Source organism: Paenibacillus chartarius (assembly GCF_042432825.1).
Taxonomy (GTDB): Bacteria; Bacillota; Bacilli; order Paenibacillales; family NBRC-103111; genus Gordoniibacillus; species Gordoniibacillus chartarius.
Genome location: NZ_JBHLWN010000076.1, coordinates 62195 through 79226 on the forward strand (window position 1 = coordinate 62195; position 17032 = coordinate 79226).

8 protein-coding genes, 18 tRNA genes and 1 riboswitch are annotated in these 17032 nt (G+C 52.9%); of the genes, 2 read left to right on the forward strand and 24 right to left on the reverse strand.

All coding sequences use genetic code 11. The annotated features are described in order from the left end of the window. The first annotated feature begins 260 nt into the window (after positions 1 to 260). Positions 261 to 345, forward strand: a riboswitch (cyclic di-GMP riboswitch). A gap of 155 nt (positions 346 to 500) precedes the next feature. Next, positions 501 to 2246, forward strand: a complete 1746-nt coding sequence (locus tag ACFFK0_RS19455) for a methyl-accepting chemotaxis protein (RefSeq protein ID WP_377471991.1) — start codon at positions 501 to 503, stop codon at positions 2244 to 2246. 29 nt (positions 2247 to 2275) lie between these two features. Then, on the forward strand, positions 2276 to 5338 hold the full coding sequence (locus ACFFK0_RS19460) for an amino acid adenylation domain-containing protein (RefSeq protein WP_377471992.1): 3063 nt from the start codon (positions 2276 to 2278) through the stop codon (positions 5336 to 5338). An 87-nt stretch (positions 5339 to 5425) separates the two neighbouring features. Here the strand turns inward: ACFFK0_RS19460 and ACFFK0_RS19465 are convergent, their stop codons facing one another. From ACFFK0_RS19465 to ACFFK0_RS19580, 24 genes are all read right to left on the reverse strand, one after another. Continuing rightward, a complete protein-coding gene (locus tag ACFFK0_RS19465; protein ID WP_377471993.1) occupies positions 5426 to 6310 on the reverse strand; it encodes an ABC transporter ATP-binding protein in 885 nt (294 codons plus the stop codon). A gap of 489 nt (positions 6311 to 6799) precedes the next feature. Next, a complete protein-coding gene (locus tag ACFFK0_RS19470) occupies positions 6800 to 7207 on the reverse strand; it encodes a tellurite resistance TerB family protein (RefSeq protein WP_377471994.1) in 408 nt (135 codons plus the stop codon). Between the two features lie 133 nt (positions 7208 to 7340). After that, positions 7341 to 8417 (reverse strand): Gfo/Idh/MocA family protein, encoded by a 1077-nt coding sequence (locus ACFFK0_RS19475; RefSeq protein ID WP_377471995.1) that lies wholly within the window; start codon positions 8415 to 8417, stop codon positions 7341 to 7343. Between the two features lie 36 nt (positions 8418 to 8453). Beyond that, positions 8454 to 8936 carry a hypothetical protein gene (locus tag ACFFK0_RS19480; RefSeq protein WP_377471996.1) on the reverse strand — a complete coding sequence of 161 codons (483 nt, stop codon included), beginning with the start codon at positions 8934 to 8936 and terminating at the stop codon, positions 8454 to 8456. A 180-nt stretch (positions 8937 to 9116) separates the two neighbouring features. After that, a tRNA-Gly gene (locus ACFFK0_RS19485) sits at positions 9117 to 9187 on the reverse strand. A gap of 14 nt (positions 9188 to 9201) precedes the next feature. Then, positions 9202 to 9278: transfer RNA gene (locus ACFFK0_RS19490), tRNA-Pro, on the reverse strand. Positions 9279 to 9298: 20 nt separating this feature from the next. After that, a tRNA-Arg gene (locus tag ACFFK0_RS19495) sits at positions 9299 to 9375 on the reverse strand. A 3-nt stretch (positions 9376 to 9378) separates the two neighbouring features. Beyond that, a tRNA-Gly gene (locus tag ACFFK0_RS19500) sits at positions 9379 to 9453 on the reverse strand. Between the two features lie 6 nt (positions 9454 to 9459). Then, a tRNA-Leu gene (locus ACFFK0_RS19505) sits at positions 9460 to 9543 on the reverse strand. 15 nt (positions 9544 to 9558) lie between these two features. After that, positions 9559 to 9631, reverse strand: a tRNA-Lys gene (locus tag ACFFK0_RS19510). 20 nt (positions 9632 to 9651) lie between these two features. Continuing rightward, positions 9652 to 9725 (reverse strand) — tRNA-Trp (locus tag ACFFK0_RS19515). Positions 9726 to 9740: 15 nt separating this feature from the next. Next, a tRNA-Tyr gene (locus ACFFK0_RS19520) sits at positions 9741 to 9826 on the reverse strand. A gap of 6 nt (positions 9827 to 9832) precedes the next feature. Beyond that, positions 9833 to 9908, reverse strand: a tRNA-Thr gene (locus ACFFK0_RS19525). A gap of 3 nt (positions 9909 to 9911) precedes the next feature. Continuing rightward, positions 9912 to 9983 (reverse strand) — tRNA-Glu (locus ACFFK0_RS19530). 10 nt (positions 9984 to 9993) lie between these two features. After that, positions 9994 to 10085: transfer RNA gene (locus ACFFK0_RS19535), tRNA-Ser, on the reverse strand. Between the two features lie 8 nt (positions 10086 to 10093). Further along, positions 10094 to 10181 (reverse strand) — tRNA-Ser (locus tag ACFFK0_RS19540). A 3-nt stretch (positions 10182 to 10184) separates the two neighbouring features. After that, positions 10185 to 10258 (reverse strand) — tRNA-Met (locus ACFFK0_RS19545). A gap of 20 nt (positions 10259 to 10278) precedes the next feature. Continuing rightward, a tRNA-Ser gene (locus ACFFK0_RS19550) sits at positions 10279 to 10367 on the reverse strand. A gap of 19 nt (positions 10368 to 10386) precedes the next feature. After that, positions 10387 to 10462 (reverse strand) — tRNA-Val (locus tag ACFFK0_RS19555). A 7-nt stretch (positions 10463 to 10469) separates the two neighbouring features. Beyond that, positions 10470 to 10545, reverse strand: a tRNA-Asn gene (locus tag ACFFK0_RS19560). Between the two features lie 4 nt (positions 10546 to 10549). After that, a tRNA-Ala gene (locus tag ACFFK0_RS19565) sits at positions 10550 to 10625 on the reverse strand. 17 nt (positions 10626 to 10642) lie between these two features. Then, a tRNA-Ile gene (locus tag ACFFK0_RS19570) sits at positions 10643 to 10716 on the reverse strand. Positions 10717 to 11139: 423 nt separating this feature from the next. After that, positions 11140 to 12420, reverse strand: a complete 1281-nt coding sequence (locus tag ACFFK0_RS19575) for a rhamnogalacturonan lyase family protein (protein WP_377471997.1) — start codon at positions 12418 to 12420, stop codon at positions 11140 to 11142. A 205-nt stretch (positions 12421 to 12625) separates the two neighbouring features. Next, positions 12626 to 17002, reverse strand: coding sequence for an S-layer homology domain-containing protein (locus tag ACFFK0_RS19580; protein WP_377471998.1), 4377 nt, complete (start codon positions 17000 to 17002; stop codon positions 12626 to 12628). Positions 17003 to 17032 lie beyond the last annotated feature (30 nt).

Genomic DNA, 17032 nt, shown 5'->3' on the forward strand with positions numbered 1-17032 from the left:
AAATTCACTAGCGTATCCAAGGACTTTAGGCACATTCCACATTACGACATGATTTTCCTTCTTTCTACATCTTCCCCTTTCATTTTCCATACATTTCACATAAAATATATTCAAACAATTTTATTTTTATTGTTAGTTTCAACAATTCGATGCGCTCCGCATCCCCATCCTTCACGATTTTTTAACAAATATTACAGGCTCAGGATGTTTACATGAACAATCTGATTATTTATAATAGTCATTAAATGTCAGAAAAGAATAGCTGTAAATGGCAAACTTGTCGAAAGATAAGGGCGCAAAGTTATGGGCCTAAGGCTACAAAGCTATGGCCGCCAGACCGCCAGTTTGAGATAGATAGCCTATCCCGAACATCTTTGGGGTAGGCTTCTTTTCGTCACTTCCGGCATGCAGGGTGCAAATTTTGCTCAAATATGGATTATTTTGTCGCATCGCAACGTTTATACATTCATTACAAATACATCGTAAGGAGTGCAGTCAACTTGAAGACCAAAAACTATTTCGGCAAAAATCTATTATTTTCGATGCTGAATCTTCTCATCATCGGGGTGGTGCTCATTTCCGTCAGCGCCTACAACCAAAACCAAATTTTAACGGATTCACTCAGAAAACAAACCCATAATATGACCTCCGCATGGGCCCAAGCTATTACCTATAAAGATGTTGAGGGTGCTCTTAGCGACAAACGCTGGGAAGCAAGCGAGCAGCAAAGGTTAACCAAGCTGTTTGACAGCTACACGGCTTTCAATGCAAACGTAGCTCAAGCCTACATATTCGGCGTCGAACTGCAGGATGGAAATAAAACTTCGCTGATCGCGTTCCCGAGTCACGTTATTCAAGCATTCAGTGAAGCGAACCTGAAGATTGGGGACATGTACGAGCAGCCGAAAGAAATCGTCAACGGTTTGAAGAGCATGCTGAAAACCAAATCCGAGACCTTTACTTCCTTCTATAACGACGATTACGGTACTTGGGTGAGCGTACTTTATCCTATTATCGACAATAACGGAAATGTTGCGGCTTACTTTGCAGTAGATGTTGACGCCAAAATGATTCCCGAAGCCCAACATTCGTTCCTCCGGAGCTCGATTATCCTGCTTTTCATCTCCCTGATCCTTTGCGGCGGTGCGCAATACGTCGTGGCAAGAAGAACGCTTATGCCTCTGAACCATTTGATGCGGGGGATCGAGCAAGTATCCAACGGAAAATTCAACTTCACCTTGGAGGAAAAAGGCAGCTTCGGCGAATTGAATCAAAAGTTCAATACAATGCTTTCGAATATTCGCGAAATACTATCGAGTATTAAGCAAACCGCCACAAGCGTAGCCGACGCTTCCAACGAGCTGTTCGGCATCACCGAAAACAACCGACACAGCATTGAGACGATTACAACGGAAATCAAGGATATGAACGCACATGTCGACCAGCAAAAAAATTCTACGGAAGAATGCAGCCGATCGATCGTGGAGATCGCCGCATCTTTGCAAGTCATCGCTCAGAACGCAAGCCAAGTGGCCTACGCATCTCAAGATATGAAACACCTTTCCGAAGAAGGCAACACAGCCGCACAAACGATTTCGGATCAAATGGGACGCATTAATGCCAATTCGCACACGACCGCAGGCACAATCAAGCTGCTTGAATCGAAATCCGAACAAATCGGCAACATTCTCAATTTAATTAAAGACATCACGGCCCAAACCAACCTGCTTGCCCTGAACGCCAGCATTGAAGCCGCTCGAGCGGGAGAACACGGCAGAGGCTTTGCGGTAGTGGCCGATGAGGTACGCAAGCTCGCCGACCAATCGAAGCAATCGACAAGTCAGATTGAAGCGCTAATTGCCGACATTCAATCGGAAACCTACAACGCCGTTTCGTTCGTGACGCAAGGTACGAAAGAAACCGAGAAAGGCCTGGTCATCGCTAATAATACAGGGGAATCCTTCAATAATATTCTTGAAGCATCGCAAGTCGTTTCCAATCAAATTTTGGATATTTCCTCCGCTACGCAGCAGATGTCCGCAAGCACGGAGCAGGTCACTTCCATGATGGAGGAGCTGGCGAGCATCTCCAGGAAAACGGCGAACAGCACTAGCAAGATTATGGATTCGGTTCTCACCCAGGAATCTTCCTTACATAGCATTTCAAGCTTTGCGAGCAAGCTCTCCAGCGTTGCGGAAGAATTAAACTATATGGTCGGCAAGTTTGAGACCGAGATGAAATCATAGAGAGTACTTAGACATAGGAGAGAGAAGCCATGCTTAACGTCATCGAAAAAAATCCATCCATCTACAGCCTTATCAACAATACGGACGAAGCTTACCCGGGAGCAGAGACGATCTCCTCCCTGTTTCGGCGGGCAGCCTCGACGTATGCAAGGAAAGCGGCACTTTCTTACGGTGACACAGAAATCAGTTATGCGGATTTGTACGACAAAAGCTCTCAGGTCGCGAACGCTTTGGCCGATGCCGGCTGCAGCCAAGGCGATTTTATCGGAATTTATATGGAGCGCAGTCCCGAAACCGTCATCTCCATTCTTGGGGTGCTGCGTCTGGGCGGCGTCTATGTCCCCATTGACCCCGAGCATCCCATTGAGCGAAATAAATATATCGTCGGTAATGCCAGCTGCAAACAACTGATCATTAAGGAAAAATACACGGAGAGTGCCGCAGATTTGTGCATTGCCTTAGGAGTCGACACCCCCATTTCGATAGAGAAATGTTTTGCTGCGGGGGAAACCAGCTTTGAGGATCCGGCCATTTCCCCGGATGATTTGGCTTACGTGATTTACACTTCCGGTTCCACCGGTAATCCGAAAGGCACGCTGATCGCGCATCGGGGAGTGGTCAATCTTTGGAATACGTTCACCAAAAAGCTGGGGATTACGAGCGAGGACGTACTTACGCAGTTTTCAACCTTCAGTTTTGATGCTTCGATTTTGGATACGTTTAACTGCCTGCTGAACGGTGCAGAGCTAGTCATTTTGACCAAGGAAGAGCAATTGACGCCTGAACTATTTTTGTCGCTTCTTGAAAGGAAAAAAGTCACTCACATTGGATGTATTCCCACTTCAGTATTTAATCGTCTATCCGAAGCGACTACTCCGGCCCCTAAAGCCGTATGGCGGACGGTTAAAAATATTATCGTCGGCGGAGAGGCGCTGCTGTCCGAGCACGTGCGCAAGTTCCAAGACAAATATGGAACGGACACCGTCATATTTAACGCTTATGGGCCAACAGAGTGCACTGTCGTTACAACGACCTTCAAAATATCGGATTATTGGAGCAGCAATTCGGTAACCGTCCCGATCGGCACTCCGATCGGCAACTATAAAATTTACGTGGTTAAGGCTGACGGCACTCTTGCCGGGGTCGGCGAAGAAGGAGAGCTTTACATCGAAACGTTCGCCCTCGCGAAAGGGTACTTAAAGCTTGCCGATAAAACGAACGAAGTTTTCGTGAATAACCCGTTTAGCGGCGATCCCGGCTCCAAGGTTTATAAATCGGGCGATATCGTCAAAATTTTACCGGACGGCAATATCGAGTTTCAGTACCGCAAAGACGGACAATTAAAGCTGCGCGGATTCCGCATTGAGATCGGCGAAATCGAGAATGCTCTGTCCAAACATCCGGCCGTTCTCGATGCAGCCGTCGTCGCTATCCAGGAAAACAATACGGTCAAGCATCTTTCTTGCTTTTACTCCGAGAAAACCCGGGTATCCAGCGCCGAGCTGCGCGAACATTTGAAATCGTACGTACCGTATTATATGATTCCAAGCTATTTTTACCGTTTGAAGGAAATACCGCTTTCTCCGACCGGTAAAGTAGACAGAAAAAAACTGCATGCGATGGATAACGTCGATCTTGCGGAGACGGATATTCCTTATGAAGAGCCGATCGGCGAGCTCGAGCTTGTCATTGCTTCCGTTTGGTCCGAAGTATTAGGGATCGCACAAGTCAGCCGCAACGTGAGCTTCTTCGAGATCGGCGGGGACTCTCTGGCCGTGATGACGGTGTTATCGCATTTAAAGCTGGACTACCTCAACTTGCGGATGAACGATTTGTACGAACATCGAACAGTGAAAGATTTAGCCGCATATATATCGACGTTATCCGGCGATTCCGCCGAGGATGAACATCTGCCGATCGCCGAGTACTTGCCGCTGAAGGAGCTGCCGGTGCTTCCCAAGGTGGAGATCGACAGCCAAGACGCTTTAGGCTCGGACATCTTGTTAACAGGGGCAACCGGATATTTGGGCTCACATCTGATTTATGAGCTGTTGACAACGACGGAAGCCAATCTCCACCTTCTGGTTCGGCCCAAACTTGGCAGCAACGGAATCTCCCGGGTATGGGACACGTTGGACTCGTATTTCGGACAAAACTTTTTTGCCAAGTATACGAACCGGATTTTCGTATTGGAGGGAGATTTGGTACATGCCGATCTAGGCTTGTCTCCGGAAGACCGGAGGTTCGTTTCCAGCCGAATCACCTCCATTATTCACGCTGGAGCGGATGTCAGACATTTTGGCAGTACGGACGAATTCCAAGCTACCAACGTGCTTGGCACGAAAAATTTGTTGAAATTGATCTATGATAAACCTTCCGTTCCGTTCCATTTTATTTCTACAATCGGAATTCCGGAGGATATGGCTGCGGCAGGAAATTGGGAGACGGCTTCGCAAAGCGTTGAAGACTTTTATGGATTGCAGTTAGACAATGTCTATACGAATAGTAAACTTCTTGCGGAGAAAGCTGTCGCTGAGGCGATCATGGCGGGGCTTCCTTGCTCCATCTATCGGGCGGGCAATTTGTCTTGCCACAGTCGGAACGGCCGCTTTCAGAAAAATATTCATGAAAACTTCTTCTACCGCATGATCAAGGCCTTCCTGCTGTTAGGTAAGGCGCCTGCCGTCAACGCATATGTGGATATTTCCCCCATAGATTTCGCCAGCACGTTCATGGTTTCCTTAATGAAACAGCGTACGCTGGGTGCAATCTACCACATCTGCAATCCGGTTCAAGAACGTTACGAAGCATTTATTGAATCGCTCAAAGAACAAGGGTATACAATTGATCTTTTACCGAGTAAAGAGTTCGAAAAGTGGATATTAACGGAAGGCATGAACGTGAGTAAAGAAGGAGTACAACTAGCGATTCCTTTGCTTGAAGGAGACGGGGTTAGAACTTCGCCGTATCGGTATTGCTGCGAAGATTCGCTTCACAAAGCCGGTTCCGGCATCCTCCTGCCCGGCATGAAGGAGATCGTAGCCAAATTGATCGGGCATGCCATCGATCGGGGGTATTTTCCGAAGCCGTAAGGCTATGAAATATCGGTATTCATTGGAACTCAGTATGATCGCACGAAATACCCGCTGGATCAGCTCCGGCGGGTATTTGCATTCCGGTTACTTTCCGGCAGCCGCCAATTCCGCTTCGTTACTCGTGGACGACGGCGGAGAACTCTTCGGAAGACTGGACAATATCGCCCCGCCAGCAGGCTTCACCTCACCGGCCAACTCGTATGGCAGACAGAGCGGAAGTCCCGTCCGCGGGTCGGGAATGACATCCGCTTCGATGCCGAACACTTCCCGCAGCACCTCTGTAGTCATCACATCGCCCGGCTTCCCCTCACTCACGACCTTGCCTTTTTTAATAACCACCATATGGTGCGCATATCGGGTCGCATGATTCAGATCGTGAACGACCATAACGATAGTACGGCCCTCTTCCGCGTTCAACCGCTGCAGCAGCTTCAGAACTTCAAGCTGATGCGCCATGTCCAGGAAAGTGGTCGGCTCGTCAAGGAACAAAATATCCGTTTGCTGGGCGAGTGCCATGGCGATCCATGCCCGCTGCCGCTGTCCGCCGGACAACTGATCGACCGGTCTGTCGTAAAAATCGGCCATCCCCGTCACTTCGATGGACCACCGTACAATATCGTTATCTTCTTTCGTCAGAGAACCGAAGCCCTTCTGATGCGGGAAACGGCCGTATGAAACGAGCTCGCTTACGGTCAGGCCATCGGGTGCTATCGGGTTTTGCGGTAAAATCGCCAGCTGCTTCGCCACCTCTTTGGTGGATTGCTGGTGGATGGAGTTTCCGTCAAGGAATACTCCGCCGCCTTTCGGCTTCATGATTCTCGCCATCGTCTTCAGAATCGTCGACTTCCCCGACCCATTGGCGCCTACAAGCGCCGTAATTTTGCCGGACGGAATCGATATGTTCAAATCCTCCACGATCAGGCTGTCCTCATAGGCAATATCAAGCTTTTGGGTATGCAAGCGAATCATCGTTCTACCTCCCGAAAAACTATCGACAATGATATTCGTTCTCATTAAGATCCCACTCCCGATCGCAACGATGACATATCAAGTTACCTTTCGCAGGATAACGTTAATGATTATCATTATCATTTAAATATACGCTTCTTCACACGATTTTACAAATATTATTTTTCATAGTTCCGTTTCATTCGGAGATATCGGCGGCGGAGCCTGACAAGTCTCTCTTCATTGTCAATGAAGTTCGTTCGTTGCGGCTGGTTGTCGGTAAGATAACGGATCGGATTGTCCGTAAGAGGAGTCATTCTGCAAAGCGTAGTGTGAAAGCCGCACGCCAGTCCTGACATTCTCGGCATCAATCAAGGTGTAGGGTTCATGGCGGCGGCCGTTCTCTTTTTGTTTCCGAGGCTATGTGCTGCCCGCTGCCGCTGAGGCATAATGACGGCGGTAATCGGCACTCCGTCTTTTTATCTATTGGCTGCGCTGAGAAAGGTGAAGCTAGATGCCCATAATCAGCTGCATGCCCTGAATCTGCAGCTCGCCGTGCCGCTTCACCCAGTTCAGGAACGCATCGTATTTGTCCGCTGAAATGCCCAAATGCTCCCGAATTTCGGTGACGATCTGTTTCTCGCTGTCGTTGTAGTCGCCATCCGAGAACGTCATGATCAGAATCTCCGTGAACATAATATGCCGAACCAGCTCGTTGTCGATGCCTCCGATAATGTCAGCAACGCTTCGGTCCGCATATTGCTCATGCTCCGGCTCCGGCAAGTTCATCTCGGCACGGAACGCCTTCAGGTACATTTTCTCCTTCTTGTTCACATAGCCGTCAACCTTGGTTACAAGGTTCGCCAGTTCAAGAAAGGCTGCTTTATGCTCGTCATTGTCCAATAAATGCAGAAACATGGTCGGTCTCCTTTAGGATGTTCAAGTGTTTCCCTGATTATATCAGTTTCGTCGCAGCGGCACCATTCACGGCAAGAGCGCAGATGATGCGGAACTACCCGCATGCAACGGCGCTTTTCGTTCTCCTTCCCCACTATAGTGCCCAGGGCTGAGTTGCCGTCGAATGCTCCTCTCCCGATTCAATGGCTTTCTGCATCATGATCGATAAATAATGATCCTGCAGCGCCTCTTCCAGCGCATAGCAAGACGGCCCGCCTTGCACGTAATCCGCCATTCTCATCAAACTTGTCGCAATGGCAATCTCGTCGTCCGACAGTCGGCCGGGAACGAACGGATTTTCATACACCCATTCGTCGTTAGCCGTAATCCCGCGGTGATAGTACCCTTCCAGGTTGCCGTTATGTCCGGTATCGCCTCTACGAAACTCCCCGTTGATCGGCGTCCGGAAATCCCGCAAATATCGGAACGTTTCGTCCGTCACCTCTCCGTGGCTGCCGCGAACGACGATGCGATTCTTTCTTATCCAGGAACGATATTGATCTGACGTAAAATCAAACAGAGCCAGCTTGTCGCCGAAGCGAAGCGTCACGATATCCTGGACCGAATCGCCGATTTCTTCGCTTTCCGAAAGCCCATATCGCCCCGGACCTTTCACAAGCTTGGACGTAAACCGCTGGCCCCGGATCACAGCGTTCTCCCAGCCGATCCCGAGCAGCTGGCGGATCAGACTGATGCCATGGTAGCCGTGAGCGGCCGACACCTGCACCTGCGAAACGTCACCTAATTTGCCCGATTTGACGAAAGCGATCCGTGCAGCATGCATCGGCTGATACAAATATTGCTCGGCAACCTGTACGCGGCCCTTCAGCTTGCGCAGCGACTCGTACAGAGCGATCATACCCGGGATGTCCGGCGCCGGCGGTGTTTCGGTCAGTACCGGGATTCCCCTGTCCGCCAGCTCCAATGTGCAACCCGGCGCGGCCTCCCATGGAACGGAAACGACTGCGAATGCCATCGGTCCGCTTGAAGCGAAAGTCTCCATGTCACGGTAAGTTGGGACCCCCCATTCGGCCTCGATCTCTCTGCCGCGTTCTTCGTTGCGGACAAGCATCGCACGAACCGCGAATTGTTGTGGCAGCGCTTTCGCAATGCGCAAGTAAAAATCGGCTCTCCACCCTCTGCCGACGATGCCGAACTCTATTTTGGACATATCCGTTTCCCCTCGCCTTCCCATTTTTCAAAAAGATTATAACGGTTTGATGAATCTGTTCATCAGGTTGAGTACAAAGCTGCTCTTCTTCACCATAGCAAATCCAATCGTAAAATGCATGATAAATAATAAGGTGTCCACTTTACTGATGTAGCCAAGACCCCATAGGTCCATATACATCAGAATTTGAGCTATAAACATAATAAAATCCGGCACCGTGGTAATCACGTAAAGTATCCCTACGACATGAATAATCACACCTTTAAGGTGCTCGCTATTCATTCCATCCAGCAGCTGCAACTGGACATTGTTGAAAATCGCGGTTAGCTTTCTGGCCGACACCCATAAGAGGATACTAAAGCAAATGAAAACGATGGACGGATACGTCATCCGAATCATTTCATCCGTTTCGAAATAAGTCGCCATGTACCCGTGATACAGTTCTTCAAGCAGTAAGAGTCCGCGGCCAAATAGTAAAATCGATACGATTCTTAAAGAAAAGTAAGTCATTTGTTTCATGTCATGCTCCCAATTTTGACATTGATGCTGCTAAATGCTTACATATTCTCGGTCAAAATGATGAATTCCTGCTATGTTGAACAGCGAGGCTGCATTCAGGTTTCGCGGGTGAAACAATCTCCGCGATCCAGCTCGGAAAATAAAAAAAGAACCGCCGAAGCAGCTCTTTCGCGTCTATGAAGCGGGTGATGGGAATCGAACCCACGCTACCAGCTTGGAAGGCTGGAGTTCTACCATTGAACTACACCCGCAAATTAATACATAATGGTCGGGACGACACGATTCGAACATGCGACCCCCTGGTCCCAAACCAGGTGCTCTACCAAGCTGAGCTACGTCCCGAAATATGATTTTGAAATGAATGGCGTGCCCTGAGAGATTCGAACTCCCGGCCTTTTGATTCGTAGTCAAACGCTCTATCCGGCTGAGCTAAGGGCACATATGGAGCGGAAGACGGGAATCGAACCCGCGACCCTCGCCTTGGCAAGGCGATGCTCTACCGCTGAGCCACTTCCGCATATGATGCAGTCGAGAGGACTCGAACCTCCACGGCTGTTACACCACTAGAACCTGAATCTAGCGCGTCTGCCAATTCCGCCACGACTGCAAACAAAGCAAAGAGTGAGCCATGTAGGACTCGAACCTACGACACCCTGATTAAAAGTCAGGTGCTCTACCGACTGAGCTAATGGCTCGTATATGAACAAAATTTTTGTGGCAGGGGCAGCAGGAATTGAACCCACACTAACGGTTTTGGAGACCGCTGTTCTACCTTTAAACTATGCCCCTTTATTTAGTTGTTGGTGGTGGAGGCTGATGGATTCGAACCACCGAACTCGTCAGAGAACAGATTTACAGTCTGCTGCGTTTGGCCACTTCGCTAAGCCTCCATATGGTGGTGCCGCCGAGAGGAATTGAACCCCCAACCTACTGATTACAAGTCAGTTGCTCTGCCAATTGAGCTACAGCGGCAAATGACCCGTAGGGGATTCGAACCCCTGTTACCTCCGTGAAAGGGAGGTGTCTTAACCCCTTGACCAACGGGCCTTATCATGTATGGCGGAAAGGGTGGGATTCGAACCCACGCACGGGAGTTACCCGCCTAGCTGATTTCGAGTCAGCCCCCTTGGGCCTCTTGGGTACCTTTCCAATGGCTACGGAGAGAGAGGGATTCGAACCCTCGCACCGCTTACGCAGTCTAACCCCTTAGCAGAGGGTCCCCTTGAGCCACTTGGGTATCTCTCCATCTAGCGGCGGAGGGACTCGAACCCACGGCCTCACGGGTATGAACCGTACGCTCTAGCCAGCTGAGCTACGCCGCCACATGTTGTTTATAAAGCGACGGAGAAGGAGGGATTCGAACCCTCGAGACGCTTGTGACGCCTACACGATTTCCAATCGTGCTCCTTCGGCCAGCTCGGACACTTCTCCATTCTGAATGTAAAGAGTATGGTGGACGCTGACGGGATCGAACCGCCGACCCTCTGCTTGTAAGGCAGATGCTCTCCCGGCTGAGCTAAGCGTCCAAAAGAATGGCTCCCCGAACAGGACTCGAACCTGTGACAACTCGATTAACAGTCGAGTGCTCTACCAACTGAGCTATCAGGGAATAATGGTGGAGCCAAGCGGGATCGAACCGCTGACCTCCTGCTTGCAAGGCAGGCGCTCTCCCAGCTGAGCTATGGCCCCATGGAAAAGTATGATGATGGGCCCTAGTGGACTCGAACCACCGACCTCACCCTTATCAGGGGTGCGCTCTAACCAGCTGAGCTAAGGGCCCTTACAGGTGTAATGAAAGCGGAGAGGTTCGCAGCGCGAACATCCTAGGTAATAAATCCAGGGTATTGGGATAAGCCCTCGACCTAAGTGACAGGAACTACATATTATCATGTATCACTTATTTAAATCAAGTGGTTTGTTTTGGAAAAGATCACTGTAGTCATAGCAGCTTGCCCACCATCGAAACCGACTTGTTTACGTTGCCGCAGCGACAACGAAAATCAATATATCATTTTGAAGGCGACAATGCAACCGTATTTTTTTCCATAACAATCGAGTTTGCAAGTAACGCGGCAGCACTCAACCGACTGCCATAGTTTCTCCCCATTGACCCGCCAATACTCGCCTTTCCGCCATTGTCAGCGGCATGTGTCAGTTACCAATATTCCCGGCGGGCGTTTCGCGGAGTGCGCAGAATTTATCTTTAGTTCCCTACAGGTAAGTCAATCTCTCCGCCCATATAGATCGTAGAGCTGTATAACCGCTTCGTCTGAACTAACGGTCGCGCATCCTCACGCTTGGCCAATGCTTCCTCGCGGCTTGCAAACAAACGGACGTACCGGTCATCATGAATGACGACCTGCTCTCTGCCTACTCCCAAAAAATCCGCATGGCCGACATAGCCGTCAACCGGGAATACCGCCACTTCGTTCATATAACCGTCATAGATCGTAGGGAACACGCCGCCTCCCCGCCTGTATGCCAAAATATAGTCGACACCGCTATCGTCCCAACCACGCAGCGTATCGATGATCGTCAGCCAGCCTTCGGTCTTGCGCTCCTCCTTCCATAGCTCCTTTCCCGTGCAATCCAATAAGAACATGCCGTCCTTCCCTTTCAGGCCCGCTTTCGTATCGCCTCGAACGATACGGTCGAGTCCCGCAATCTGCAGCCCCGGCAAGTCGGTCCGGAATTTGCCGAGCGCAACATGCTGGGATTCGATCGAATCCGCGTATCGCCACAGCTCCCGGCCTCCCTTGTCCATCATAACCGTCACGCTGCCGCCAATAACGAGTTCCTTCTCGCCATCGCCGTTCACATCCCCGACCCAAATACAGTCGGCGTGATCCTCAAGGCCGCGGCAGCTCCACAATACGCGTCCGCGATGATCAAGCAGATCATAGCCTGCCATCACTTCGTCGCGGCCGTCGCCATCCAGATCGTACACCCACGGAAAGTGTCCCGGATTGCCTTCATGCGTCCACAGCAGCTCGAACCGATCGTTCAGCGCCCACATCCGGCGATATCTATCCTTCAGCAAAATATCGCTGGCTCTTTCCTTGCCCGATAAATTGGCGATCACGATACAATCATGCGCGTGCGGGTCCGGCAGCTCATGAGTTTGTTTGACTTGACCGGTTAGTCCGTCGATTGCATGGAAGCGCCCGGCCATGACGCACAGCACTTCCAAACGGCCGTCGCCGTCCCAGTCATAGATTTGGGCAGGATAATCCGAGCCTTGCCCCCCGGCGTTCAGACTCGGCTTTCCCGCCTGCCAAAGCATGCGGCCGTCCAAATCGAATGCCGTGACACACTGTACTTGATGCGGAATATACCGGACATCCTGACGGTCGTCCGGTTGAATCATGACAATCTCCAGCCTGCCGTCACCGTCTACATCGCCGAATAACAACTTGCAGCGCGGACCGGCGGCGCTTGTGTCGATCTTGGCCAAACAAACGGGTACGGATTGGGGCTGACTCATGGTAATCCCTCCAGGTATGCGGGTTGTGAAGCTAGCATACCTGTGCCGGAGGTTTCCTGCAATTGTACTTTTTTTACCGCGGGGTTTACCGGAGTAAGACTTTATTGAAACATATCGATTTCCGCATTCCGCTGGGGCTAGACCGGATGGATGAAAGAAAGCCCGCTTTCCGCGCAAGTGTGCGCCGAAAGCGGGCTTTCTGACGTTAATTGAACTCTAAGACACGAAGGATGACTGCGACCGCTTCCGCCCGAGTGGCATTGGATTGAGGCTTGAAGGCGTTGTCTGGATACCCGGACACGATGCCGAGCGCCACTGCGGCGGCAACAGCCTGACGCGCCCAGGGCGATATGTCGCTTTGGTCCGTGAAAGAAGCAAACTCCCGTGCCGCCTCCGGCCGCAGCGCGTTCACGGCCATTAGAGACATTTCCTCACGGGTGACGAGGTCGTCTGGCGCAAAATGAGTGTCACCGCGGCCCCGAACGATCCCCTGCGCGTAGGCGGTGGAAACGGCTTGACGGGCCCAATGCTGTTCAATGTCTGCGAACGGGCTGCCGTCCTGCTCCGGCAGCTCCAAGGCGCGAATGAGCATGGCGGCGAATTCCGCGCGAGTGACCGTGCTGTCGGGCCGGAATGTGCCGTCCGGATAACCGGTCGCTGCGTCGAGGTTTGCCAACATAAGGATGCTTTGCTCCGCCCAATGACCGGAAATATCCGTAAAGCTTGACTCAGGCGGCATTGGTTGTGCAGGTTCCGGTTGCTGCGGCTTCGGTGCCTCCAATGCCGGGACGGCCAAAGCTGCAAATATGGTGAAATGATTGGTCGTGCCGCTAACCGTCCGAGCGGTCTTATCAATTGTAATATCGTTTAGAGGCACCCACTCGTTCGACTCTTCGTTCAGCCAGTAAAGGCCGATCTCCATGCCTTCCGCTGGGGCATAGCCTTCACTCAGCGGCAGCGTGAGCGTAATATCTTTGTTGAATGTACCTTCGACATCCTTCTTCAAATCGAAGACGCCGCCTGCCCATTGCGCGCCCTCAGGCAGCGGCAAATGGGATGGATCATCGATCTCGGCCGTCATCAGCGTAAATGAACGACTCAATGCTCCGGCGGGAATGCCGATTCGCATTCCTCCGATCATCAGTGTGGCTCCGTTCGTGCCTATCGAGTTCCTTGTGTACATAAGGCGCCGTTCTTCGTCGTTCGACGAATCTGAGCTGTCCGATCCGCCCGATTCCACCGGCGGCGGAGCGGATATCCGATACCGGTTCGAAACGGCGTGCGTTACATTACCCGCCGCATCCGCCGCCCGGATATGCAAATACCAATCCCCTACTCCTTCGCTTCTCGCAATCTTATCCCCGCTCGCGAATGGCGTCCAGCCCGCAGCCGGCGCGGTTGTGTCCGTTGACCACGCATACTGTAGTGTCGAAGCATCCAAACCGCTGCCGATGCTGCCGTCGGCAGCCGTTACGGTCGTTGCCGCCGTACGGACCGGAATTTCGTTCCCGTTCGGGTTGAAGGAAACGCTCGGCGCCGTCTTATCGATCCTCACCTCCAGCGGTATCGAAAGTGTGTTGCCGGCCGCATCCGATGCCCGGAACATCAGCGTATGCACGCCTTCTTGTTCCAGAACAAGCGGCACATCGTTATCGTACTTCTCTGCCGCTCCGCCGTTCCGGGAAACGGTGAGATCCGCAAGGCCGCTCGCCCCTCCCTCGGCGTAGACGCTCACCGTCACACTGAGGTTCGACCAAGCCCGGTTCGCGTATGCGTCGCCGTTCGCTTTCATCAACATCGGCGTTAAACGCAGGCCGCTGCGGCTGATATTTACCATGCGCCGCTCGGTCGCCTCATTGCCCGCCGCATCGGCGGCCTTAAACAAGACGGTGTACGCTCCATCCTCTTGAAGCACGATATCCTCCGGCTTGTAATCGCTCCATCTATTGCCGCCATCGAGCGAATACACGAACGATGCGACGCCGATTTCGTCTTTCGCTTCGGCACGCACGGCTACCGCTTCATTAGTCCATGTACCGTTCCGGTATTCGCGACCGTTCACTTCCGTCATGCTTACTGTAATCGTCGGTGGAACGACGTCCGGCAGCGGAAGCTCGGACGTATCCACGCCCAAATCGGCGAAGCCGAGCAGCGGCACGTTAGCTTGATCGAGGACATGGCCAATCAGAGATTCATACGAGACAGTAACCGTCTGCCCGTATTCCACCGCTTCCTCCAAGAAGAAGATCAGCTTTCTCGTTTGCGGTCCGGTACCGCCGACGCTTCTGATCCCCGCTTCGCTTCCGTCCACCCGAATCGCAAAGCCGGCCCCGTTCGCCGTGCTCACCTCTTCGTCGAATACAACGATCACGCGATCGGGGTGCGCCGCTTCGATCTCGGCGCCAACGACGGTCGGCGGAGCGGCATCCAGCTCCAGATTGGCCGCAATTACCCGCAGGACAGGGTACGTCTTCCCTTCGGTCAAGCGCCATGTTCCGGCGAAATCCCAGCCGGAAGGGTAAACAGCGGGCCGCTTCAGCTCCGAGGTAGTAAGCGGTACGCCTTTACCGGTATCGTCGGACGCCCCCGTCGTCTCCCGGTTATAGAAGCTGTCGACGACGGTTCCGCTCGGCTTGCTCCCCGCAAGACCGCCTGCCTCGACGCCGCTGACGGGGCCTACGGCATACGTTTGACGTACAGAGCCGAGTGCCGTGCGACCGACGAGTCCACCGACTTCCTCGTCGCCGTCAACCGAGGCGGCGGCGTAAGCATTTTCGATAATGCCGCCATGATTCGTCCCGACCAGACCGCCGACCTGCAGCTCCCCGTATACCGCGCCGGTCACGTACGAGAGGCTGACATCAGCGCCGCTGGAGACCCGCTGATTGTAACCGACCAGGCCGCCTACGCTGTTGACGCCGTATACCGCACCGGACACATGCGATAAAGCGAGGGTCGAGCCGTTGCCGTTGAAGCCGATCAGGCCGCCTACGTCTTCGTTTCCGGTTACGGAAACCGACGAAGCCGCGCGTTCCACGGTCCCGCCGTTGTTGTCTCCGACCAGTGCGCCGACGCGGTTCAAGCCAGTGATGGCGCCGCCGGCCAATTCTATGTTACGAACAACACTGCCAGAGCCTATCATGCCGAACAAGCCGGTTCGATCGGCAGCCGGGCGGCGAATCGTTACGTTTCGGATGACGCTGTCCATGCCGTTGAATTCCCCGTCGTAGCTGCCGTTCATCGTACCGATAGGCGCAAAGCCGAGGCCCTCGTCTTTACTGGTCGCCCACAGGTCGGATCGGCTGTTGTCGGTGAGAGCGGTACCGAAGTCGATGTCATTCGCTAACGAATAATCCGCAGTCAAATCCATCGCCATCAGCTGCAATTGATGCGGCGTCCGGATCGACGCCGACCATTCCGCGCGAAGGAACGGACGCGTCGATCCGTCAACCATAAACCAAGCGGCGGTGAAGTCAAGCCCCGGATAGCTCGCTTGCGATAGCGCCTGCGCCGTTGTAAGGCCGGTTCCCGTGCAAATGCCTCCGTAGTCGTTGTCGAATCCGCAGGCGCTCAGCCTGCCCGTCGTCTCGGCGTCCCAATACAGGTGTTCGTTCGTACCGCCGTTGTTGCTGCCGATCAGCCCGCCGGAATAGCCAGCGGGGCCTTCGATGCTGCCTGTAGCGTACGAATGGCCGACGTATCCGAAGTCCGTCATGCCGACGAGACCGCCGACCGCCCCGCTTCCGCTAACGTCTCCTGTGGCATACGTCTGACTCACCATCCCGTTCTCGTTGTAACCGATCAGCCCGCCTGCCGGCCGGTCTCCCGCGCTGACATCGCCTTTCGCATAGGAACGGTAAATTTCTCCGGCGATACTCACGCCCGCCAGACCGCCAACATAACCGGTGCCGCTCACGTTGCCCGTCGCGTACGATTCGCTGATCCCCCCGTCGTTATACCCGATCAGCCCGCCTCCGTAATACAAGGACGCCGTAACGTCGGCTTCGGCGTAGGAGCGCGTCACCAACGCCTCGATCCCGTTGATCCCAAGCAGCCCGCCAACGATCCCGCCGGTGCCCTGAAGCTTGCCGGTTACAAACGAATCCTCCACCGTTCCGTTCGAACGACCGGCGATCCCGCCGAGCCACGTATGACCGACAATGGACACATCCTTCATACCGAGCCTCTTGACGGCGCCGGTTTCGCCGACCCAACCAAACAAGCCGATATAGTCCTTAGACGGCCGGTTGATCGTTAGCCCGCGTATGATATGGCCCGCCCCGTCGAACGTCCCGGTGAATTCGCCCGCATCGACGAAGTCGCCGATCGGCAGGAAGCCTTGGCCGCCGTCCCACGCTGCCGTCGCCGACGCATCGATGTCAGCCCCTAGCACATAATGGGCGTCCATATCGTCACGGACTGCGTCCAGGTGCTCCAGTGTCATCACTACATAGGGATCGCCTACCGTCCCTTCGCCGGTCATGCCGGCTGCGCCGTAGGCGAACGTGTGACCGGGGAAAACGGCCGCCGCAAGCACAAGAGCAAGAAGAAAAGAACAAATACGCCTTGTCCGAAAGTTCATACTTCGCACACCTTCCGCAGCTTGGATGCA

Coding starts and splice junctions, on each gene's coding strand:
- ACFFK0_RS19460 (WP_377471992.1), top strand. CDS start 2,276: ATGCTTAACGTCATCGAAAAAAATCCATCCATCTACAGCCTTATCAAC.
- ACFFK0_RS19465 (WP_377471993.1), bottom strand. CDS start 6,310: ATGATTCGCTTGCATACCCAAAAGCTTGATATTGCCTATGAGGACAGC.
- ACFFK0_RS19470 (WP_377471994.1), bottom strand. CDS start 7,207: ATGTTTCTGCATTTATTGGACAATGACGAGCATAAAGCAGCCTTTCTT.
- ACFFK0_RS19475 (WP_377471995.1), bottom strand. CDS start 8,417: ATGTCCAAAATAGAGTTCGGCATCGTCGGCAGAGGGTGGAGAGCCGAT.
- ACFFK0_RS19480 (WP_377471996.1), bottom strand. CDS start 8,936: ATGAAACAAATGACTTACTTTTCTTTAAGAATCGTATCGATTTTACTA.
- ACFFK0_RS19575 (WP_377471997.1), bottom strand. CDS start 12,420: ATGAGTCAGCCCCAATCCGTACCCGTTTGTTTGGCCAAGATCGACACA.
- ACFFK0_RS19580 (WP_377471998.1), bottom strand. CDS start 17,002: ATGAACTTTCGGACAAGGCGTATTTGTTCTTTTCTTCTTGCTCTTGTG.